The sequence below is a fragment of the Acinetobacter sp. TW_SC_4 genome, assembly GCF_054861205.1.
On the sequence record NZ_CM142174.1, the window covers coordinates 2395040 to 2412228 of the forward strand.

Annotated in this window: 14 protein-coding genes and 4 pseudogenes; 4 read left to right on the top strand and 14 right to left on the bottom strand. The window is 42.3% G+C overall.

Annotation, left to right across the window (positions count from 1 at the left end; genetic code table 11):
- Positions 1-148: 148 nt before the first annotated feature.
- The 4 genes from ACWM1W_RS11700 to ACWM1W_RS11715 form a co-directional block, all read right to left on the bottom strand.
- Positions 149-487 carry an FKBP-type peptidyl-prolyl cis-trans isomerase gene (locus ACWM1W_RS11700; protein ID WP_004814829.1) on the bottom strand — a complete coding sequence of 113 codons (339 nt, stop codon included), beginning with the start codon at positions 485-487 and terminating at the stop codon, positions 149-151.
- A gap of 79 nt (positions 488-566) precedes the next feature.
- The gene (locus ACWM1W_RS11705) at positions 567-1190 is read right to left on the bottom strand and encodes an MgtC/SapB family protein (RefSeq protein ID WP_375725611.1); all 624 of its coding nucleotides are present in this window, start codon (positions 1188-1190) and stop codon (positions 567-569) included.
- Between the two features lie 87 nt (positions 1191-1277).
- Positions 1278-1808 carry a YaeQ family protein gene (locus ACWM1W_RS11710; protein WP_175968015.1) on the bottom strand — a complete coding sequence of 177 codons (531 nt, stop codon included), beginning with the start codon at positions 1806-1808 and terminating at the stop codon, positions 1278-1280.
- Between the two features lie 100 nt (positions 1809-1908).
- A complete protein-coding gene (locus ACWM1W_RS11715) occupies positions 1909-2913 on the bottom strand; it encodes a CobW family GTP-binding protein (protein ID WP_375725612.1) in 1005 nt (334 codons plus the stop codon).
- A gap of 390 nt (positions 2914-3303) precedes the next feature.
- On the opposite strand from ACWM1W_RS11715, the gene ACWM1W_RS11720 reads away from it, so the two are divergent.
- Both ACWM1W_RS11720 and ACWM1W_RS11725 read left to right on the top strand, forming a co-directional pair.
- Positions 3304-3558, top strand: coding sequence for a hypothetical protein (locus ACWM1W_RS11720; protein WP_034170131.1), 255 nt, complete (start codon positions 3304-3306; stop codon positions 3556-3558).
- 327 nt (positions 3559-3885) lie between these two features.
- A pseudogene (locus ACWM1W_RS11725) lies at positions 3886-5486 on the top strand (bifunctional 3-(3-hydroxy-phenyl)propionate/3-hydroxycinnamic acid hydroxylase).
- 73 nt (positions 5487-5559) lie between these two features.
- On the opposite strand, the gene ACWM1W_RS11730 reads toward ACWM1W_RS11725, so the two are convergent.
- The 7 genes and pseudogenes from ACWM1W_RS11730 to ACWM1W_RS11760 all read right to left on the bottom strand — a co-directional run bounded on the left by ACWM1W_RS11730 (position 5560) and on the right by ACWM1W_RS11760 (position 9983).
- Positions 5560-6165, bottom strand: coding sequence for a glutathione S-transferase family protein (locus ACWM1W_RS11730; RefSeq protein ID WP_034170130.1), 606 nt, complete (start codon positions 6163-6165; stop codon positions 5560-5562).
- A 123-nt stretch (positions 6166-6288) separates the two neighbouring features.
- A pseudogene (locus tag ACWM1W_RS11735) lies at positions 6289-6486 on the bottom strand (RpiR family transcriptional regulator); the annotation flags it as partial.
- Positions 6478-6894 (bottom strand): annotated as a pseudogene (locus ACWM1W_RS11740) (MFS transporter); the annotation flags it as partial. The pseudogenes ACWM1W_RS11740 and ACWM1W_RS11735, both read right to left, overlap by 9 nt.
- A gap of 40 nt (positions 6895-6934) precedes the next feature.
- Positions 6935-7498 (bottom strand): annotated as a pseudogene (locus ACWM1W_RS11745) (TetR/AcrR family transcriptional regulator).
- 141 nt (positions 7499-7639) lie between these two features.
- Positions 7640-8161, bottom strand: a complete 522-nt coding sequence (locus ACWM1W_RS11750; protein WP_004784949.1) for an acyl-CoA thioesterase — start codon at positions 8159-8161, stop codon at positions 7640-7642.
- 315 nt (positions 8162-8476) lie between these two features.
- Positions 8477-8653 carry a hypothetical protein gene (locus ACWM1W_RS11755; RefSeq protein WP_162835329.1) on the bottom strand — a complete coding sequence of 59 codons (177 nt, stop codon included), beginning with the start codon at positions 8651-8653 and terminating at the stop codon, positions 8477-8479.
- A 334-nt stretch (positions 8654-8987) separates the two neighbouring features.
- A complete protein-coding gene (locus tag ACWM1W_RS11760) occupies positions 8988-9983 on the bottom strand; it encodes a patatin-like phospholipase family protein (RefSeq protein WP_005236978.1) in 996 nt (331 codons plus the stop codon).
- A gap of 121 nt (positions 9984-10104) precedes the next feature.
- Between ACWM1W_RS11760 and chrA the strand changes: the two genes are divergently transcribed.
- Positions 10105-11319 (top strand): chromate efflux transporter, encoded by a 1215-nt coding sequence (gene chrA, locus ACWM1W_RS11765; RefSeq protein ID WP_034170128.1) that lies wholly within the window; start codon positions 10105-10107, stop codon positions 11317-11319.
- Positions 11320-11372: 53 nt separating this feature from the next.
- On the opposite strand, the gene ACWM1W_RS11770 is transcribed toward chrA, so the two are convergent.
- Both ACWM1W_RS11770 and gltS read right to left on the bottom strand, forming a co-directional pair.
- On the bottom strand, positions 11373-12848 hold the full coding sequence (locus ACWM1W_RS11770) for an alanine/glycine:cation symporter family protein (protein ID WP_262477663.1): 1476 nt from the start codon (positions 12846-12848) through the stop codon (positions 11373-11375).
- 42 nt (positions 12849-12890) lie between these two features.
- Positions 12891-14129, bottom strand: coding sequence for a sodium/glutamate symporter (gene gltS, locus ACWM1W_RS11775; RefSeq protein WP_034170126.1), 1239 nt, complete (start codon positions 14127-14129; stop codon positions 12891-12893).
- Between the two features lie 926 nt (positions 14130-15055).
- On the opposite strand from gltS, the gene ACWM1W_RS11780 reads away from it, so the two are divergent.
- On the top strand, positions 15056-15763 hold the full coding sequence (locus ACWM1W_RS11780; protein WP_005236982.1) for a nitroreductase: 708 nt from the start codon (positions 15056-15058) through the stop codon (positions 15761-15763).
- 79 nt (positions 15764-15842) lie between these two features.
- Here ACWM1W_RS11780 and ACWM1W_RS11785 read toward each other — a convergent pair whose 3' ends face one another.
- Positions 15843-17054: a multidrug effflux MFS transporter gene (locus tag ACWM1W_RS11785; protein WP_262477662.1), complete on the bottom strand. Its 1212-nt coding sequence runs from the start codon at positions 17052-17054 to the stop codon at positions 15843-15845.
- Positions 17055-17189: the final 135 nt, after the last annotated feature.

The window sequence follows — 17189 nt, forward strand, 5'->3', positions numbered from 1 at the left end:
GCCATCCTGTAGCTACTGTTATTAATTCTAATGTACGTGGAATGTTGGATATTGCCAATGATTTTTCATATAAAAAAGCAGGATAACCGACGAGCTATCCTGCTGCTGAATTCCTGACATATTGTACTGTTCAGAAAGTCACATAATATCAGTCACGTGTTTTAACGTCATACAGTTCGATTTCAAAAATCAGGTTGGAATTTGCCGGGATAATGTTCCCCATTTTACGTTCACCATAAGCCAGATGAGCAGGTACGATCAGCTTACGTTTGCCCCCCACTTTCATGCCGATGATACCTTGATCCCAGCCTTTAATCACACGACCAGTGCCGATGACCGTCTCAAAATAATTACCACGATCCAGCGATGAATCAAACTTGGTTCCATCTTCCAGCCAGCCAGTGTAATGCGTGGTAATCAGTGCACCTTTTACCGCTTCTTTACCTTCACCCACCACCAGGTCAATAATTTCTAGTTCTTTGGTCATCGTCAATATCCTTCATTTTGCAAATAGCCCTAGTATAAACACGATTGAGCCAAATTCCTCAGACTTTAACTGCAATGGATCAAAAGCTGAGTTCCTGAACCTTCTTATCCTGTAATAAATACTGGGTTAATTTCTGGTGATTTTTAGCCGAACCCATCAGGATCCAGCGGCCTGTGATCCGCCGGTCGATTTTTTGCTGGCTGGAATGGATGACTTTTAATTTGTATTGTTTAAACAGTTTTTCATAATGATCTGGTTCATGCTGTTCAAAAGGACAGACAATTTCGTAGTTACGTTCCTGATTCAGAGATTCAATGCCGCGTTGTACATACATCAGCAAAACCAGCACCGTCATGACAATAAAGGTCGCCCAAATACTTAACAGCTCATAGCCAGCACCAACTGCCATGCCCAGTGCAGCTGTCATCCAGATTGTGGTTGCAGTGGTAATCCCAGAAATCCGGTTATCATCTTTTAAAATCACTCCGGCTCCCAGAAAACCCAGGCCAGTTAAGACATTGGCTGCCAGACGGTCGGGGTTGGCGACGCCGATTTTTAAGGAAATAATAGTAAATAGACAAGAACTCAGACTGACCATGAGCATGGTGCGCAGTCCGGCAGATTTACTATGATATTCCCGTTCCGCTCCAATAACCGCACCAATCACGACTGCTAACACCAAATCATAAAGTTCATGATACATGCTTCGTCCCTGGAACTTATTATTCTCTCCAGATATACGAAATATTGGGGCGAGGACACAAGTCGAAACTTGCATCCTTGTGAGTTGTTATTGTAACTGTTCCCATTCAATTACAGCTTGGGCGTGATCACCGATTAGGGTCCATTCACCATCCATGATATTTAGTTGCAGCTGCATGGTACGTTCGCATAACTGTTGTACCGCTTCAGTGCTGGCGGTTGAAATTTTCCAGACCTCAACATTTGATAAAGTTTTCAATTTGGAATTACGTTTATACCATTCATCAACTGAAGAACCATAAGCAACTACTGCGACCTGCTTGCAACGCGCACTGGCTTTCTTGACTTTATCTTCGTCAGGACAACCTACTTCGATCCATTTCAATAATTGGCCAGTCAGGTCTTTTTCCCACAACGCTGGCTCATCAGTCTCAAACAGGTCTTTGGTAAATTCAAGCGTCTCGCCAGCAAAACGTGCATAAGCCAGAATACGTACCATCAGACGTTCAATGGTTTCCGAAGGATGCAGCGCCATCGTCAACTGATAGTCTTCATAACGATGGGTATCCATATCGGCAACATTCAAATCTGCCTTATAAATTGTCGCTTTTAACGCCATAACACAATCCTCAAATTTGGCGCCTAGCATATAAGATTTATTGATTTTTTGCTGGACAGATTTCGTCTTATCCAGCTATTTTCTACACGCAGATTCGAAGCTATTTTTCCTGATTAATCCGGCATTGCATCAAGGCGGTTTCAAATTCTAGCCAGTCACGTGAAGTCTGGTAAATCACTTCTACCCGGTTATCAATGCCTTCTTCAGCAGACTGATAATTAAACTGTTCAGGATTGAAATTAAAGCTTTTCCAGCCCTGATTGGTATTGAAAATCCCTTTGATACGTAGCCAGTCCTGCTGCTCACAAAGCAAATCCAGCAGATTATAAAAATCAAACTGCCAGCGTTTCGGCAATTTCCAACCTGCCACCTGACAGCCTTGTGCACTTTCAACATAATGATAAGGCAACTGATGTACGACAGCCGGCATCTCTCCAGATATTTGGCGCTGTTGCTTGAGCAGTGGCTGGATCTGCCGAGGAGTACCCTGATAATCCTGTTTGATTTGCTCAATATCCAGCTGTCCGTTTTCTATCATCAGCCAGTGCTGAGCATAGGGCTGATACTCAGACTTGAGTTCAGTTAAAGCAGCATGATCAGTTTCAGTCATCAAATCAGCATGGGAAATGACCACAATATTGGCAACTTTCAGCTGATCCGCATACAGGTTCTGATGCGTCCAGTCCCGATCATGTAAACGTGAGCCATCCACCACGGTAACCAAAGATTGCATCTTTAAATGACTCTGCCAATGTGGTTCAGTGAGCTGTTCCAGCAGTTGTCCGGGATGTCCGAGTCCTGTAGGTTCAATAAATAGCCGGTCCGGTTTGGTTTCTGACAATAGCCGGGATAAAGCAATCTGCATCGGCAACTGACTGCTACAACATAAACAGCCACCCAGCAATTCTTTCACTGCATAGCCCTGATCCTGAGGCAGTAATTGCTGGTCGACGCCAATCTGACCAAATTCATTCATCAGCACAGCCCAGACTTCCTGCTCCGGTTTCTGGCTCAGTAAATATTTTAATAAAGTGGTTTTACCGGCACCTAAAAATCCGGAAATGATGTGTACAGGAATAGTCTGCTGAGCGGCAAGAACTTTCAAAATTGATTCTCAAAGATAGAATTAGAAGTAGTAAACCTGACTATTATAGAGCACTGGACTCTTGCAAAAGTGTTCATTTTTTGGATGAGTAAATCCTATTTATCTCAGTGCAAATAAAAATAACAGTTTGTAGTAAGTACTTTTTAGCCGTTAAATGGTTCACTTAAACGCTATATTTGAAATATTTACACACATTTCCAGCTAAAAATTTCCTATACATTTAACAGAAGAAAACAAATTTCCAGTGATTGTATTTGCTTGGTTAACAGCTTCGTGCGGCTTTTGTTAATTACTTTGCTCCGTAAAATTTTCATGCTTAGGATGAATTCCTGCCGGATTGATGTGATGGTCATTCGGCAGTTTATAAATGTAATAAAAAGGATGCTCAACATGAAATATGCACAAATCTTACTTGCAACAACGCTTACTGCAGCCGCAGCTACCAGTTTTGCAGCAAACAATACTACTGACACGAAGACCACTGAGGAACAGAAAGTCACTGTAACAACTCAGGAACTTCCTGCAACGAATAACCCAAATCCGAATGTAACCACGGCTGGACCTGCTGACCAGCCTGCTGCGTCTGAAGCTGCTACAGAAGACAAAGATGGTAAAAAAACGACTAAGTCGACATCGACTCGTTAATCAGGTTTAAAGCAACATCTTGTGCAGTAAATCTCCAGTAGGTTCGACCTATGCTGCGGGATATAGACCGAGGCTGAATCATGCAACTGCGTGATTCAGCTTTTTTATACGTTATAGGCTATTCACTATAGCTAGAAATAATCATAGGATTCATTCATCTTATGAATAAATTTAAATATTATTATTTATTATCAATAATTTATTAAAATTAAAATCTTTTCAACCAAATCTTTTTGATAGACATAACCTACTATGGACTAGCTTGTTTAGCGCTATTGATTGTTCCTTAATAGTCTCAATCCTGAATTGATTGAATGGACATTCGCGATGAGCAATACAAATTACACCACTGAAGTGGCGATTTTGAGGGCTGGCCCAGTAGGCTTAACGATTGAACTACCTGAGCAAACAGGGTGTTCAAGTCACTGTGGTTGAACAGCTGGATAGCCTGATCGATTATCCGCGTGCCATCGGCATTGATGATGAATCCTTGCGTACCATTCAATCTTTGGGACTGGTTGATCAGGTCTTGCCGCATACTACCCCTAACCATGCCATGCGCTTCCTGACACCCAAAGGCCGTTGCTTCGCAGACATTCAGCCACTGACTCGTGAATTTGGTTTCTCCCGCCGTAATGCTTTCATTCAACCTCAAGTAGATAATGTTCTGCTGCAAGGCCTCAAACAATATAAAAAACTGAAGTACTTTTCTCCCGTCACCTGACACATTTCAGCCAGGATGCTGAGGGTGTAACTTTAAATGTTCAGACTAAAAATGACAGCTTAGAAACTATTCGTGCGCAATACCTGATTGCTTGTGATGGTGGTAACTCTTATGTACGTCGTACCCTCAATATTCCATTTGAAGGTGAAACTGCACCGAACCAGTGGATCGTGATTGATATCGATAATGACCCATTGGCAACCCCACATATTTATCTATGCTGTGACCCCGTACGTCCTTACGTATCGGCTGCCTTGTCGCATGGCATTCGCCGCTTCGAATTCATGGTCATGTCAGGCGAAACTCAGGAAGAACTCAGCAAACCGTAAAATATTGCCAAACTGTTGTCTAAAGTTTTACCAAATACCAGCGGTATTGAAGTGATTCGTCAACGTGTGTATAACCACAATGCACGTATTGCGGACAAATTCCGTGCCGACCGTATTCTGCTTGCCGGTGATGCTGCGCACATCATGCCTGTATGGCAAGGTCAAGGTTATAACAGCGGTATGCGTGATGCCTTTAACCTGGCCTGGAAAGTAGCACTAGTGGTACAAGGCAAAGCAGGTCCAGACTTGCTGGACTCTTACCAGGTAGAACGTAAAGACCATGCCAAAGCGATGATCGATCTTTCAGTCATGGCAGGGCACGTGCTTGCGCCACCGAAAAAATGGCAAGGTTTTGTGCGTGACGGTATTGCCTATGCATTGAACTATATTAAGCCAATCAAACAGTACCTGCTGGAAATGCGCTTTAAACCAATGCCGAAATATCATGATGGTGCGTTACTGGCAAATACTCACAAAGACTCTCCAGTTGGCAAAATGTTCATTCAGCCACAGGTCAAACTGGAATCTGGTGAAACAGCATTACTGGATGAAGTCATTGGTAATGACTTTGCCATCATTGCCTGGGGTGTAGATCCGAAATGGGGCTTAAGCAAGGAATCAATGCAGCAATGGAAAAAACTTGGCGTGAAGTTCATTCAGGTCATTCCTGCGGTTCAGCTGTCTAATCAACAGCGTAAGCAATATGAAGATGTTATTACCATTGGTGATATCGGCACTGAATCCGTACATGGTTTGGCAAGACCCAAGATTCTATCGTCATCCTGCGTCCAGACCGCTTCGTAGCAGCTCTTGCCATTCCTCAATCTATGGAAAGCACAAGCAAGGCGCTGTTCAACAAGCTCCATGTTAAATAATAATTGACCTGACTTAAAAAACCACGCTACGGCGTGGTTTCCTATTTATAGATGAACATAAAAGCTAAGTCCATTATTGCTCAAACCATGAAATATCTTTGAGAGAACCAAGACGTGCCATCTGCTGGAGAAAAGGTTTGAATTCTTCTAAAGGCGGTAAAATTTCGGTACTAATTGCGAAGATCAGACAATAGGCTACATATAGATCTGCAGCAGAAACTTTTTCACCTAAAAGATAAGGCTTGGCCTGCGACAAGCCCTGATTAAGAAAATCAAATACCGCGGCTTCGTTACCAAAACTTAAACTGGTTCGAACCTTTTCAATCTGTTCTTGAGATACTTGTAAATTTTTTACATCGATATATTCAGTCAGTGGCCCATGACAGAAGAAAATCCATTTTAAATAAGCACCACGTTTGGGATCATCTAAAGCGGGCGCCAACCCTTTGTCCTGATATTTATCTGCCAGATAGATAATGATAGCGGCCATTTCTGAGATCACGATGCCTTGATCAACCAGACACGGGACTTTGCCCATCGGATTGATCTGAAGATATTCAGGTTGATGCATATCTTTATAGGGAACTTCCACCTGCTCAAGCTGGTCTTCGATCTGTAGTTCTTTAAGGATGGGCAGCAAGGTCATGCCGCGTGACCGAGGGTTGTTACAGAGCTTCATCATTCTGCTTCAACCGATTTCTTATTTTTTGAATTTTAGTATAAAGCGATTTTCCTCTGCGATTAAAAAGCATGTGCTACAGATCATTTCTGTAGCACATTTCATTTATGGAAGATCAATAATTTACTTAAAAAGGTCTACACAAAACTTTTCTTTGAGCACTTTCAGAATCAGCTCAATCGCAGGATGCTGGTTATTTTTAGGGTAACTGACATAGAGAGCAATCATCGGTAAAGGTTCCAGCGTTTTCTTCACCACAATATTATCGCCGAGTAAAGGAATCACATAAGCGGGTACCAGACTCCAGCCAACCCCCATGCCCTCACCCTTACGAGATTCCGGAATAAACTCATTCGCGACAGGGACGGTGACCGTCGTTAGGATGCTGAACCAGATCCCATGTAAGAAACGTACTGCCAATAATGACCACATGCTGTCGACTAGCAGATAACTAAAGGCAAACAAGGCAAAAATAACTCCGGCTCCGCGCATTGCCAATTTCTTGCCGAGTTTCTCAATGCTCATGCCTGAAAAAGGTCGAACGGCAATTGATGACACTAAGAACAGGGTCAAAGCCAAACCTGCTTCTTTGACTGATCCGCCCAGATCTTTCATGATATAAACTGGCAGAATGGTCAGTAAGGCAAAGTAATAGATAAACAGGAACAGATTGTTCAATAAACACAGAACAAAGGAGCGATTCCATAAGCGCTCAGGACTAGCAGACATAACACGCAACTTTTAAAATAAATTTAAGAATTGACTAAACTCAGGGAGAAATCAAAGCTGGGCTTAAGGCCATATCTACCAGATTCTGGATATATTGATCATCCGGCATGCGGTTGAAGAAAATGATCTGGTAATGAATCGGCCCATATAAAGTGTCCAGCATCAGATCAAAAGGATAATCCGCACGTAATTCTCCACGTTGAATGGCCTGTTGAATCAATTGATGGGTTTGTTTTCATCGTGGTAATAGATATTGCTGAAAAAAGTCTGCAGCCAGCTCCCGATGATTGACCATAACGACCAGCAAAGCACGGCCTACCGGATGATTAAGCGCTTGAACTAGCAAAGTTAGCTGTTGAACCAGATTACTACGCAGGCTCTGTGAAGCATCCAGTTCAAATACCCCTGCTGTACGCTGCTTGAAAGCATCCAGTACCAGTTCAGATTTATGTTTCCACCAGCGGTAAATCGTAGATTTGCCAACCCCTGCCCGTGCAGCCACATCTTCTATTGTTAGCTGATGATATTCACCTTCTGCTAGTGCATCCGAAACTGCTTGCAGAATACTGTGCTGACGCCGTGAACATTTTTCTTCTTCACTCATGCTTAAAACCAAAAAACGAAACGATACGTATCGTTTCATATTGGATTAAAAAAGAAGCTTAAACCAAAGTTGAATGATTTTTTAGGCAAAAAAAAGGCCTCACATTGAAGGCCTCTTTAATAAGCGAATTAAGTTTAGTACTTAACTATGCGCTGATTTTTTATAGATGCTGCATGAAGGATGATGGTTTTCCTGCAGACGGGCAACTTTACGTTGTTCAGCCGCTTCAAAACGGCAACGTTTCCAGTCATTGTCCAGATTCAGCGGTGGAATCTGTTTAGGCTTACCATTTTCATCAACAGCGACCATCGTGAAGTAGCAACTATTGGTATGGCGTACAGTACGTTTCTGAATATTTTGTGCTTCTACACGAATACCGATTTCCATTGAAGTACGACCTACATGGTTCACACTTGCCAGGAAAGTCACCAGCTCACCGACATGAATTGGTTCTTTGAAATTTACTTTGTCTACAGACAAGGTTACGACATAACTACCCGAATAGCGACTCGCACAAGCATAAGCAACCTGATCCAATAATTTCAGAATTGTTCCACCATGTACATTTCCTGAAAAGTTCGCCATATCTGGCGTCATAAGGACCGACATCGTTAACTCTGACTGGTCATCCGATGCTGTTGCAATTTGATCTAAAGGGGCCATCGTTTTCTCTGAACTCTTTGAATGACAATGATATAGACCATTATTATAGCGTTTTTGGTCTAAATAAAATGTTCAATTCGGCAAATAAACATCATAATTCTTGATATGAAATTTTTCTCCATACAAAAAAAAAGATATTCCTCTGAAGATCCATAAAAATCATCAGAAAGTTATTTTCAGTAACTATAAAATAAACAGGAATTTATCTAGTAAATTATTTTCTTGAATCAATGCACTGCAATTAAGAGATTATTTATTAAGCATGCAGAACTCGATTTAAGAGAACTGCATGCATTAACAAAAAATAATCTCGAATTAAGCAGGCACCTGTCTCAACATTTCTCGCGCCACATTTTCATAACTTAAAGTCTGCTGGCCATGCAATATAGTTTCAACGGTAAAAGAACCATCGGGATGAACTTTAGTTACAGTAAAAATTGTATTTTCAAACTGAGCTAATGTGACTTGCTGGCCAATTTCGATGTGATTCATATGGCTTTTACATTTATTAATCTATCAATTTTTATTCTGTCATGATCTTCTAAGCTTTTGAACAGTTGTTTAACTTAAGTCTGTGAATAATTTTGTTAAAATCAAAAAAATAGCCTTAAAATATATTTATAAAATCACTATATTTTTATAATTCAAATATTTATTTCCAATTGAAACTCGGGCTTTAAGTGACTTTCAATAGGTAGAAAACATCAGCTCATCTCTAAAAACGATGAGCAAAAATGAGCCGCTTTTCATCTACATGAGAAAAGAGGTAAATATTTTTATACATCTTTATTAAAAATAAATATTTTATTAAAAATCTTAGAGCAAACTATTGTTGCTGAGCCAAGAGCAATGGAATCTGATGACCCTGACTGTAATTATGCTTCTGATAGGCCTGAGCAATCTCTGGTAGCTTGAGTTTAGCTGCCTCGATGCCAGCGTCCATGGTCAGCTCCCTGCCACGCACATCAAAAATATGACCTTTTTCGCGTAAGTCTGGCTGAATCACTACATCGGCATATTGCAGTTCCTCAGAAGCTAAACGTTGCTGCATGATATTGATGTTCTGGTTGAATAGACCCCAGACATTAGTGGTTTCAGTATGGATTGGCTGCGCCAAAATATCGACAGCAATCACAATATCAGCGCCAAGCTCACGAGCTACTTTAACTGGCACTGGACTGACTAACCCTCCATCCACATATTCTTTTTTCTGGATGACAGTCGGAATAAACATGCTTGGAATAGAAACGGATGCACGTACTGCTTGACCGGTATTACCATAATTGAAGACTACCCGCTTGCCCTCTTTCAAGGCTGTGGCTACCACAAACATCGGGATTTTCATGGCTTGCAAAGGCGTTTGATCCACTTGCAAATTCACATAATTTTCGACTTTTTTGCCATCAAAAAAACCTTTAGGGTCCAGCTTGATGTCGCGGACGTCAGTCGCTTTCATGCTTAACGCAATATTACGCAGTTCAATCGCCGGTTTACCACTGGCATAAATGGAACCTACGATACTGCCGGCACTGGTTCCCACAATAAAGTCAGGTTGTATGCCTGCCTGCTCCAACACTTCAATTGCACCGATATGCGCATAGCCACGCGCACCGCCACTGCCAAGAACAAGTGCAATCACCGGACGGTTTTCTGTTTGCTTGATCTTGTGGAAATTGATCTGGTTTGGGCGTGCTTGGGCTTCTGCTATTGAACTGGCAGATTTAATATGACTAGAGTTAGGTTGATTTAAACCGGATGTCGTTTGGCAGCCACTCAGGCCTATCATTGTCATCGCCAATATACTCAGTACATATTTCTGCATGCAGAGCACGTCCTCATTTTGTTAAAGCAGCATAGTGTATAAACACATGCTTAAATAATCTGTAGAATTTCGTAAAACTGTCATACAGTTGCACTAATGTCTTTCAATTTTCAGCCACTGTATGAATACACCTTCAATGTACCGGATCTTTCTCACTTTCCTGCAACTGGGCTGTATGGCATTCGGCGGACCGGCAGCGCATCTGGTGTTTTTTCACCGTAAATTTGTCGACCAGTTACAGTGGTTAAATACGACACAATATGGCCAGCTGATTGCATTAGCGCAGCTTTTGCCCGGCCCCAGCAGCAGTCAGGTAGGCCTTTCAATTGGCTATCTGCAAAGGGGTTATGCTGGGGCATTCGTGGCTTGGCTTGGATTTACCCTGCCTTCAGCGCTTTTGATGAGCTTGATCGCAGTACTCGGTCAGCACTATTTCCATATTCTAAACTCAAACAGCTTTCATAGCATTCAATTGATCGTTTTTTCTGTAATCGTCTGGGCATTCTGGCAAATGCTTAACAGTTTCTGCAAGAGCATCTGGCAGTATGTACTGGTCTTGATTTCAGTCCTGATCCTGAGCTTCATTAGTATCAGTTTGAATCAGCTATTAGTCATTATTTTAGGGGCAGTTTTTGGCCTTGTAATGGCAAAATTTTCTAATTCTCCTCAGGAAAATAAGCCTGCTTCAAATTCATCTATCATTCACTCAAGCTATATTCGGCCACGTCACTCACCTTACTGGTTCATCGCATTTATACTGCCCTTTTTCCTGATTCCTATACTAGTCAAATCTGGTTCTTGGCCTGAACTCGCTTTTTTTGCTGATTTTTATCAAACTGGCTCATTGGTTTTTGGTGGTGGACATGTGATTCTGCCTTTGCTGCATCAGGACTTTGTGACGACCAATTTACTTTCGCCCCAATCTTTCGATCTAGGTTATGCATTTGCTCAATTGATGCCGGGTCCATTGTTTAGTTTTGCCAGCTATGTCGGTGCTCTGTTGCCTTGGACAGGCTCACCCTGGATTAATGCACTGTTAGCAACCTGCGCTATTTTCCTGCCTTCATTTTTTCTGATTTTTGCTACTTTGCCTTATTGGTCATGGTTAATGCAGCGAGGTATTATTTTTCAGGCAGTGAGCGGGATTAATGCGGCAGTCGTCGGACTGCTTTTATATTTGCTGATTGATCTCTCTCAGGCATATTTTCGTTCCTGGTCTGATCTGGTTTTTGTCATCGTGATGATTTTACTGTTACGCTCGAAATTACCAGTCTGGTTCAGCCTGATTGCTGGCTTTATCCTATATCAAAGCTATCTTAATTTTGTGTCATTCTAATAATTTAAGCTCATAAAAAAGCCCCGAACCAGTCGGGGCTTTTTGCTCAAGTCTTACCAGATATCTGATTTAACTTTATCTTTAAATTTCGGATGATCATCGAGTTTAAACTCTGGTTGCTCGATGCCACGTTTCAGCTGACCGGTATAGTCCTTGAGCAGCATCAAAATAAATGGCATCAGCAGCACAATCGCAATCAGGTTGATACTAGCCATGACACCCATGAACAGATCCGCCATATTCCAGATCAACGGCACACTGGCAATCGAGCCGAAATACACCATAAACAATACCAGCAATCGGAAAGTAAACATGACCTTACTGTTATTATTGATGAACTGAATATTTCCTTCTGCATAGGCATAGTTACCAATAATAGAAGAATAGGCGAACAGGAATAGGATCAAGGCCAGGAAGTCATCACCCCAAGCACCAATCTGGCTTTCAAGCGCCATCTGGGTCAAGGTTACACCTTCAAAACCGGCATTTTCATATAGGCCAGAGACTAAAATAATGATAGCGGTACATGAACATACGACGAAGGTATCTACAAATACGCCAAGCATTTGAACCAGACCCTGATTCACCGGATGTTTCACGTCAGAGGCAGCTGCCGCATTCGGTGCTGAACCCATCCCCGCTTCGTTCGAGAATAAACCGCGCTTAATCCCCATCATCATGGCCATCGAGATCATGGCACCGAAGAAACCGCCAGCCGCTGCTTCAAACTCAAATGCTTTGCTAAAGATCAGCTGGAAAATAGACGGCAACATATCGTAATTGATGACGGCGATATATAAAGCAACAGCCAGGTAAAGAACTGCCATGAAAGGCACTACCCCTTCAGCAACTTTGGCAATCCGCTTGATCCCGCCAAAAATAATCATGGCCGTAATCAAGACCAAGACCAGACCAATCCAGGAAATTTCCAGATCGAAGCCGCCTAATGGCAACATCAGATTGGCTTCATTCCAGCCCCAGGCATGTGAGGTTGCACCCGTAATGGCATTGGCCTGCACAGCATTAAACACAAAACCGTAGGTTGTAATCAGCGCAATGGCAAAGACAATTCCCAACCATTTCTGTTTAAGACCTTGAGTAATGTAATACGCTGGTCCACCGCGGAATTGCTGGTTCTTGTTATCCCGGACTTTAAACAACTGTGCTAATGACGATTCTACAAAAGCAGAACTCATTCCCAGAAATGCAGTAAACCACATCCAGAACACTGCACCCGGACCACCGACAGCAATCGCAATAGCGACACCAGCAACATTACCCACACCAACCCGGCTAGCCAGACCTGTAACAAAAGCCTGAAACGGCGTAATACCATGATCGTCTTCGACCTTGCCACGACTACGTTTCATGACTTTCATACTGTGCCAGAACAAACGGATTTGTACGGCACCGGTCATGATCGTATACAAAATACCGACTGCGACCAGGAATACCACTAAAAAGTCCCAGAGTGGACCATTTAAGGCATTGACCCAGTCCAGTAAGGTTTCATTTAGCTGATCATTCATGTCATATCCTTATGAGCTTATGACTCATTATCAAGCCTAAAATTAGACGAAAAATTTCAAGATCATCTGGATGATCGTGGCATTAATCAAGTCAACGAAGAAAGCACCACATAATGGAACGATCAGGAAGGCTTTATGCGAAGCGCCATACATATTGGTAATCGCCTGCATATTGGCGACAGCCGTTGGGGTTGCACCCATCCCGAAACCACAGTGACCTGCAGCCAATACTGCGGCATCGTAGTTTTTACCCATCACCCGGAAAGTCACAAATGCTGCATATAAAGCCATCGTGAGAGTTTGCGCACCTAGAATCACCATCAATGGTCCTGCCAGATCCGCCAGTTGCCATAATTTTAATGACAGTAGTGCCATGGCTAGATAAAGCGACAATGAAGCATTACCAAAAACATCAATTGCACGGTCGAAGATCTGGATTTTCAGGATGCCTTCCAGCACGTTACGCAGAATCACGCCGCCTGCCAGTGCCCATACAAATGTTGGCAGTTCAAATACTGTATCTTTACTGAAGCCAGTCATCAGCTCCGCAAATGCCAAACAGCCTGCAAACAAACCAAGTGTGGTAATGGCATTATCGGCGGTGATCAGACGAACACGATGTGGATATTCAAATTGCACATATTCATCTGTCGTGCTGTCCATTGGCGTGTTGTCACGTTTTTCGATTTGCTGATCGGTACGGGCCACAGCAAGATTATGACGGTTAATCAACAGTTTTGCCAAAGGCCCACCGATAATTCCCCCAATAATCAGACCAAAGGTCGCACTTGCCATACCGAGCGCCAAAGCACCTTGAATACCGTGCTCAACCTCAAGAATTTCACCCCAAGCGCCAGCAGTTCCATGTCCACCAGTCAGCGTAATCGAGCCGGCAATTAGACCGATCAGAGGGTCAATACCCAGTAAACTTGCCAAGCCCATGCCGACTGCATTTTGTAGTGCAATAAATGCCGAGATGGCAACCAGGAAGATCACCAGTCCGATCCCACCTTCACGTAATTTGGCGAAGTTCGCACTCAGACCGATTGACGCAAAGAAAATCAGCATAAAACTGGTTTGCAGTTCCGCGCTCGTGGTAATGCTATAGCCCCAGAACGAATGAACCAGCAGAGAGATAACCGCTGCAACCAGACCACCTGCAACAGGTTCAGGAATGTTGTAACGTTTTAAAAAATCGATTTTATCCACCAGAAATCGGCCCAGTAATAGAACAATTACTGCAGCGATCAGGGTATAAAATGCGTTAAAAGTAAAATCCATAATTTTTTTGTCCAAGATGGTTCTGAATTTTTGTCATTCTAAAAGTCGTGTTGCGATTCATTTTTACAGAAGAAAACCTTACATAACCCCATGTAATTGTCATCTTTTTCATTCATCTATCGCCTTTAGAATCAACAAAGCATTCCGCATCTGTTTCAAACTTATGAATATCATCGTGATGATCATATTCAGTGAGAGATTTATAAAAGCGAAAAACGGCCTTTTGCTGATTGCATAAGCTACGCCAGATGCGTAAATTCATCTCAGCGTGCAACTTATAGCGATAACATCCAACCTATATTTTTTACTTCTCAACCAGCATAAATTGCTGCATGAGTGCTTTTAACCTAACTGAGTTCATCAAGTCATTTGCAATAAGATATTTCAAATAGAGCTTGACCATGCAATCTTCATTATTTCCTCAAAATGCATGTATTCAACTGAAAAGTCGCACATTATGCTGTTTCTTTGTATAAAGTTTTATTGTTTTTTATTAACTATAGTTAGCAAATATATAAAAAGTAATTATAACTTATTATTTTTTATAGTTTACTACCCCTAAATTTTAATCGAAATAAAATATTAATTGAATCTAAAAACGGATATTTAATTTTATTTTTAAGATTGAATTTTAATCATTCTATTTTGCTCTTAACTTTCTGTATAGTTAGAGTCATCGATGTTAATTGCTCAAGATATCAGCATCTAAAGTATTGGTTTCATTTTTATAAGCAGTTTTGTTTAAGCATTCAATAAATTGCTTAGGCTATTTATATAACTCCTATATCTCCTAAATGCATTCTCATTCATGTGATTTTTATTAATCATCACAATTCACTGTGAAACTAAAATTCCCCCTGCCCGACAGGGTTTGTTTGGTTTATAGTCAGTTCACCATCATTAAGGATATGAGATTGGAAATTAGAATGGATCAAAACCTCGTTCATGCTGTAGATCAAACCATTACTTCCCGTCATTCAGTTCGTGCTTTTCTGGATACGCCGGTCAGTACCGACATGCTCAAAGACATTTTGACTGTGGCTAGCCGCGCCCCTTCTGGAACCAATACCCAGCCATGGAAAGTATATGTGCTAACCGGAAAAAAGCGCGATGAGCTGGTGCAGCGTGTCTGTCAGGCGCAAATGGAGCTTTATCAAAATCCGGCACTAGCCGCACAATATAAAGAAACCTTTGCCTATTATCCCGAGCAATGGTTCTCTCCTTATATCGACCGACGTCGTGAAAATGGCTGGGGCTTATATGGTTTGCTGAATATCCAGAAAGGCGAAAAAGAGAAAATGGCACGCCAGAACCTGCGTAATTTTGAATTATTTGATGCACCAGTGGGGCTATTCTTCACCTTACATAAAGATTTAGGCGTAGGTTCAAAAATGGATATTTCCATGATGATTCAAAACGTGATGCTGGCTGCCAAGGCGCGTGGTCTGGATACCTGTCCGCAGGCTGCCTGGAATCATTTTCATAGCATCGTGCTGGATGTATTGGGCGCAGGTGAAGATGAAGAGCTGGTCTGTGGCATGTCACTGGGCTATGCAGATCCAGACCATATCGTAAATACCTTTATTACCCCACGTGTCCCGGTAGAGGAATTTGCCGTTTTTGTAGAAGAATAAAATTAGATAAGCCATGATCCAAGCATCAACTTTGAGCTGCTTGGATCATCTGACAGAGATATAGAGTTCTTGCAGCTCCTTATCTCTGCTTAACTCTAGGCAGTTCTAATTTCAATACAGATCTAAAGGCTATAACCACAAAGATCGCCATTACCAAGGCCATATTGAATAAAGCATCCCACAGCATAAAGTTCAGTAAAACTCCGCCCAACAAACCGCAGGCAAATTGCATACTACCCATAATCGCACTGGCGGTTCCGGCACGTGCGCCCTGCTCTGCCATGGCCAGCGCCATCGCATTCGGTCCCACAAAACCAATTGAGGCTACAACAACAAATAAGGCCACCATGACCAGGACAACAGATTCAATGTTCAGATAGCCTAAAACCAGTAAAGCTAGGACACCGATTCCCTGTAAAGAGGCACCTAGTTTTAAGCGACTTAAGACTGAAAGATATTGGGCCAGATGCTTATTCATGGTCGAGAACAGCATGATTCCCACAGCATTCCCCCCGAAAGCATAAGCAAACTGCTGTTCAGTGAGATGATAATGATCCATCAGAATGGCTGAAGAAGCGCTGATATAGCAGAACATCACCGCCCCAGAAAAACAACCCACCAGCATTGGTCGTCTGAAACTCTCATCCTGAAAAATGGTTCGGTATAAACTCAATACCTGCTGCAAATTCAGTTTAAGACGGCGTTCCGGAGGCAAGGTTTCCTGAAAGAAAAAATGCACACAGACCACACTAAACAAACCACAGCCCATCAGCACCAAGAAAATAATATTCCACTCAAAGAACATCAGTACCCATGCGCCGAGACTTGGCGCAATAATCGGTGCAATGGTCGTTACAATCATCATGCTGGCAAAGGCCTGTGCAGCCGCCTGCATATCCAGCCGATCACGAATGGTTGCTCGGGCAATCACGACACCTACACATCCCCCTAAGGCTTGTAATACCCGTGCTGCAATCAGGCTCCATTCATTCTGTGCAAACATACACAACAGGCTTGCCAGAATATACAGGCACAATCCAAAATAAAGCGGTGGCTTACGTCCAATCCGGTCACTGATCGGGCCATATAGCAACTGCCCAACCGCCAGTCCAAGGAAATAAGCTGGCAGACTATTGGAAACCATCTGGGTGCTGACACCAAAATCCGCTGCCATTTCGGGCAAGGCAGAGAGATACATATCAATGGATAAAGAACCAAGTGCAGTCAGTGAAGCCAGCAAAATAATCCAGGACATGGTATAAGGCCGTGGTGCTGTCGAATTGGAGTTCATGTAATTAAAGATTTTAATGCGTAGTAGGCAGACAAATTAACATAGCGCATAGTATGATTTACATGGAAATTAAAAGTTATAAATATACTTTTTCTCATATGTATATTCAGCCTTGCAGCAAAGACTGCAAGAGAA

Excerpts from the sequence above, each read along its gene's own strand:
- ACWM1W_RS11700 (WP_004814829.1), bottom strand. The coding sequence starts at position 487 with ATGACCAAAGAACTAGAAATTATTGACCTGGTGGTGGGTGAAGGTAAA.
- ACWM1W_RS11705 (WP_375725611.1), bottom strand. The coding sequence starts at position 1,190 with ATGTATCATGAACTTTATGATTTGGTGTTAGCAGTCGTGATTGGTGCG.
- ACWM1W_RS11710 (WP_175968015.1), bottom strand. The coding sequence starts at position 1,808 with ATGGCGTTAAAAGCGACAATTTATAAGGCAGATTTGAATGTTGCCGAT.
- ACWM1W_RS11720 (WP_034170131.1), top strand. The coding sequence starts at position 3,304 with ATGAAATATGCACAAATCTTACTTGCAACAACGCTTACTGCAGCCGCA.
- ACWM1W_RS11730 (WP_034170130.1), bottom strand. The coding sequence starts at position 6,165 with ATGAAGCTCTGTAACAACCCTCGGTCACGCGGCATGACCTTGCTGCCC.
- ACWM1W_RS11750 (WP_004784949.1), bottom strand. The coding sequence starts at position 8,161 with ATGGCCCCTTTAGATCAAATTGCAACAGCATCGGATGACCAGTCAGAG.
- ACWM1W_RS11755 (WP_162835329.1), bottom strand. The coding sequence starts at position 8,653 with ATGAATCACATCGAAATTGGCCAGCAAGTCACATTAGCTCAGTTTGAA.
- ACWM1W_RS11760 (WP_005236978.1), bottom strand. The coding sequence starts at position 9,983 with ATGCAGAAATATGTACTGAGTATATTGGCGATGACAATGATAGGCCTG.
- chrA (WP_034170128.1), top strand. The coding sequence starts at position 10,105 with ATGAATACACCTTCAATGTACCGGATCTTTCTCACTTTCCTGCAACTG.
- ACWM1W_RS11770 (WP_262477663.1), bottom strand. The coding sequence starts at position 12,848 with ATGAATGATCAGCTAAATGAAACCTTACTGGACTGGGTCAATGCCTTA.
- gltS (WP_034170126.1), bottom strand. The coding sequence starts at position 14,129 with ATGGATTTTACTTTTAACGCATTTTATACCCTGATCGCTGCAGTAATT.
- ACWM1W_RS11780 (WP_005236982.1), top strand. The coding sequence starts at position 15,056 with ATGGATCAAAACCTCGTTCATGCTGTAGATCAAACCATTACTTCCCGT.
- ACWM1W_RS11785 (WP_262477662.1), bottom strand. The coding sequence starts at position 17,054 with ATGAACTCCAATTCGACAGCACCACGGCCTTATACCATGTCCTGGATT.